Here is a 4308-nt window from a genome sequence, read left to right on the forward strand (position 1 = left end):
GCATCACCTTCGCCATGATGCTGGGCGTGCCGCTGTTGCAACTGGTGCTGTTTGGCTTCGCCATCAACAACGATCCCAAGAGCCTGCCGACGGCGCTCGTTGCCATCAGCAACGACCAGTATACGCGCGCCATGGCCTCCGCCCTGCAGATGACGGGTTACTACCACTTCGACTATGTCGCGCAGAGCGCCGCCGAGGCCGAGGAACTGATGGCCAAGGGCGCTGTCTCTTTCGTAGTGACGATCCCCGCCGATTTTGCCCGGCGGGTCGAGCGCGGCGACAACCCGCAGATCCTGATCGAGGCCGACGCAACCGACCCGTCGGCGGCGAGCGGCGCCGTTTCGACATTGAGCAAGGTGGCGAGCCAAGCGCTGCTGCGCGCGCAGGGCATGCAGGCGGCGGCCGCTGAAAGCGCCAGGGGGCAGCTGCAGGTGGTGGTGCACCAGCGCTACAATCCCGAAGGCATCTCGCAATACAACATCGTGCCTGGCCTGCTCGGCGTGATCCTGCAGATGACCATGGTGATGATGACCGCCATGGCGCTGACCCGTGAGACCGAACGCGGCACGATGGAGAACCTTTTGGCGATGCCTTCCAGCCCGGCCGAGATCATGCTCGGCAAGGTGCTGCCCTTCCTCGTCGTCGGCGCGGTGCAGGTGGCGGTGGTGTTGACCGCGGCGAAGCTCCTGTTCAGCATCCCGTTCGTCGGCTCGCTGACGCTGCTTTTGTCGGCGGTGCTTGTCTTTGTGCTGGCGCTGGTGCTGCTCGGCTACACGATCTCGACCATGGCACGCTCGCAGATGCAGGCGATGCAGCTCACCTTCTTCTTCTTCCTGCCGTCGCTGCTCCTGTCGGGCTTCATGTTCCCCTATCGCGGCATGCCCGGTTGGGCGCAGGTGCTGGGCGAGATCTTTCCGCTCACGCATTTCCTGCGCGTCACCCGGGCGGTGATGCTCAAGGGTGCCGACTTCCATGCGATAGGAGCCGAGGTCGGCTGGTTGGTGCTGTTCGTGGTGGTGTTTGCAGGCACGGCTCTGCTCCGGTTCCGCCGCACGCTGGATTAGAGGTTAGGGGCCACCGAATGACCGACGCCTCTAAGCCGCCGCCATGATCTCGGCATAGGTGCCGAAATCGACATTGCCGCCGGAGAGCACCACGGCGACGCATTTGCCGGCAAGGTCTATCTCGCCCGACGACAGCGCCGCCAGCCCGACGCAGCCGCCGGGCTCGACCACCAGTTTGAGATGGGCCATGGCGTCGCGCATCGCCTGCGCGGTCGCTCTGTCGGAAACCGCGATGGCGCCGGCGAGGTTGCGGCGGTTGATCTCGAAGGTGATGGCGCCCGGCTCGGCGGTGAGGATGGCGTCGCAGATCGAACTGTAACCCGGCTCGTTCGAGACCCTGGGGCCCGCCGCCAGCGAGCGGCGCGTGTCGTCGAAATGCTCGGGCTCGACCGCCCAGATCCCGGTGCCGGGCGAGGCACCCTTGACCGCAACGGAAATGCCGCTGGTCAGGCCGCCACCGCCGCAGGGAATGACGACCGCATCGAGCCTGACGCCGAGCGCCCGCGCCTGCTTCACCAGCTCCAGTCCGATCGTGCCCTGGCCGGCAATGATGGCCGGGTCGTCGAAGGGCGGCACCAACGCCATGCCCTTGTCCAGATAGGGACGGACCACCGTCATGCGGTCGTCCTTGAAACGGTCGAAGGGCACCACCTCCGCTCCCATCTTGCGGACATTGGCGATCTTCATGTCCGGCGCATCCGCCGGCATGGCGATGACCGCCTTGACGCCGAACATGGCGGCGGAAGCCGCCACCCCTTGCGCATGGTTGCCCGAGGAAAAGGCGACGACGCCACGGGACCGCTCTTCCTCGCTCAGTGACGACAGCTTGTTGTAGGCGCCGCGGAACTTGAACGACCCGGTGCGCTGCAGCGTCTCCGGCTTGAACAGGATGCGGCCGCCGAAGCGCCGGTTCAGCTCCTGCGATTCGAGCAACGGGGTCTCGACGATCAGGCCATAGAGGCGTGCGGCGGCGGCGTGGATGTCGGCGATGCCGGGAGGGGTGGTCATGACGGGTCCTGTGGTGATGCGATCCGGCCATGGTGCACGGAAAGGCTTGCGCGATGCCAACGAAAAAATGTGACAGGGACAAAGTTGGTGAGTCAGAACGGCGGGCGGTGCTGCCCCTCACCTGCCTGCCGGCACTCGTCATTCGAAAAGCCAAGCAGTTGGCTTTTCGTCCGCTACGCGGACCATTCCTCAACTCCCCGTATAGTCACGGGGACAGGGCGCTTGCCGCCGAGGTCAGCTGTTTTCTCCCCGTCACTATACGGGGAGAAATGCCCGGCAGGGCAATGAGGGGTGGCGCTAGCCTTGGCAATTGGCCGCGTCCTGCCCCAAGGGCCCTTAGCCCAATCCTAACCCAGCAACGTCCGCTGCCGTTTGCTCCCGCCCAGCTTGCGCCAGCCGTTGAACCGATGCGTGGCGGCGGCGAACGAGATCTTCATCTGCTGGGCCACCGTATAGCGTGACTTGCCTTCGTCGAACATGCGGTAGCAGCACTCGACGCCTTCCTCGGTCAGCTTGCCGTCCGGCGCCTTGTTGTGTGGATTGGCGGGGTCGAATTTCTCGACCTGCTGCTCGACCAGGCCCTTCAGGCGCTGCAGGTCGGCCTCGATGCTGGCGATGAGATCGAGGACCGGTTTCGGATCATAGGCGTGCGGAGGCGTCTTTGCCGTCATCAGCTCGTTCCTTTTTATGGCTTGGCTCCAGATATAGGCGAACATTCACTGATAATGAAGAGCGATACCCAGACCGGGGCTTCAACTATTCTTGAACCGCCGGCCAAGCGCGCGATTGACCACGGACGCCGTAAACCTTAGTTTAGAACCATTCTAAACTAGGATGATTTTCTCATGCTTTCCCGTGTTTTCGGCTTCGGCCGCCGCCCCTTCGAATCGCTCTCCGAACAGGAGATCTTGGCGCTGGCCATTTCATCGGAGGAAGATGACGGGCGCATTTACCGGGCCTATGCGGACGGGCTGGCCGAGACTTTCCCGCAGTCGGCCAAACTGTTCGAAGCCATGGCCGAGGAGGAAGACGGCCATCGCGACTCGCTGATCGAACTCTTCCGCAAGCGCTTCGGCGAGCGCATTCCGTTGATCCGCCGTGAACATGTGAAGGGCTATTACGAGCGCAAGCCCGACTGGCTGGTGCGGCCGCTCGGCGTCGAGGCCGTGCGCCGCCAGGCCGAGGCGATGGAGCGACAGGCCTATCTGTTTTATGTCGAGGCGGCCAAGCGCACCACCGACGCCTCGACCCGCAAACTGCTCGGCGACCTGGCCGCGGCCGAACAGGGCCATGAAAGCTCGGCTCATGCGCTGGAGCAGACGCACGTACCGGGCGATGTGAAGGACGAAGAGGCCGCCGCCGAACAGCGCCAGTTCATCCTGACCTACGTGCAGCCCGGGCTGGCTGGTCTGATGGATGGATCGGTCTCGACGCTGGCGCCGATCTTCGCCGCCGCCTTTGCGACCCATGATACCTGGCAGACCTTTCTGGTCGGGCTGGCCGCCTCGATCGGCGCCGGCATTTCAATGGGCTTCACCGAGGTCGCTTCCGACGACGGCAAATTGTCGGGCAGGGGCTCGCCGGTAAAACGCGGCATCACCACCGGCGTCATGACGTCCGCGGGCGGGCTCGGCCACGCGCTACCCTACCTCATCCCGCATTTCTGGACGGCCACCGCCGTTGCCGCCGTGGTGGTGTTCTTCGAATTGTGGGCCATCGCCTTCGTCCAGAATCGCTACATGCAGACCCCGTTCCTGCGCGCCGCCTTCCAGGTGGTGCTGGGCGGCGCCCTGGTGTTCGCGGCCGGCGTGCTGATCGGGAATGCGTGAGGCGCGCTTCTTCCTTCCCCCCTTGTGGGGGAAGGTGGCCTCGCGAAGCGAGGTCGGATGAGGGGTGTTCCAGGGAACACCAACGTCTCACTCCGCTGGAACACCCCTCATCCCACAAGGGGAGAAGGGAAGGCGCTACCCATTCACCGCCCGGCTGTCCGCCGGCGCCTCGTCCCTCTCCGTCAGCCCGTAGTCCCGCACCACATGGGCGATCCGCAATCTATAGCCGGCAAAGATACCGCCGCGCCCGGCCTGCTGCGCCTGCCGGTGTTCTTCCGTATTGCGCCAGGCCTTGACCGCCTCCTCGTCGCGCCAGAATGACAGCGACAGCACCCGGTTCTGGTCGGCCAGGCTCTGGAAGCGCTCGACGGAAATGAATCCATCGATGCCGTCGAGCAGCGGACGCA

The 4308-nt window shown here is 64.6% G+C and carries 5 protein-coding genes; 2 read left to right on the forward strand and 3 right to left on the reverse strand.

Features of this window, described 5'->3' with window-relative positions:
• A partial coding sequence (locus tag EOA36_RS29050) for an ABC transporter permease (protein ID WP_145969358.1) occupies positions 1–1064 on the forward strand: 1064 nt, incomplete at its 5' end.
• A gap of 30 nt (positions 1065–1094) precedes the next feature.
• Here the strand turns inward: EOA36_RS29050 and EOA36_RS29055 are convergent.
• The gene (locus tag EOA36_RS29055) at positions 1095–2072 is read right to left on the reverse strand and encodes a threonine/serine dehydratase (RefSeq protein ID WP_127280437.1); all 978 of its coding nucleotides are present in this window, start codon (positions 2070–2072) and stop codon (positions 1095–1097) included.
• Positions 2073–2419: 347 nt separating this feature from the next.
• Positions 2420–2743 carry a hypothetical protein gene (locus EOA36_RS29060; protein ID WP_127280438.1) on the reverse strand — a complete coding sequence of 108 codons (324 nt, stop codon included), beginning with the start codon at positions 2741–2743 and terminating at the stop codon, positions 2420–2422.
• 174 nt (positions 2744–2917) lie between these two features.
• Between EOA36_RS29060 and mbfA the strand changes: the two genes are divergently transcribed.
• Positions 2918–3901, forward strand: coding sequence for an iron exporter MbfA (gene mbfA / locus EOA36_RS29065; RefSeq protein ID WP_127280439.1), 984 nt, complete (start codon positions 2918–2920; stop codon positions 3899–3901).
• A 135-nt stretch (positions 3902–4036) separates the two neighbouring features.
• Here the strand turns inward: mbfA and EOA36_RS29070 are convergent.
• A partial coding sequence (locus EOA36_RS29070) for an antibiotic biosynthesis monooxygenase (RefSeq protein WP_145969359.1) occupies positions 4037–4308 on the reverse strand: 272 nt, incomplete at its 5' end.

It is taken from the genome of Mesorhizobium sp. M8A.F.Ca.ET.021.01.1.1 (assembly GCF_003998025.1).
Classification (GTDB): Bacteria; Pseudomonadota; Alphaproteobacteria; order Rhizobiales; family Rhizobiaceae; genus Mesorhizobium.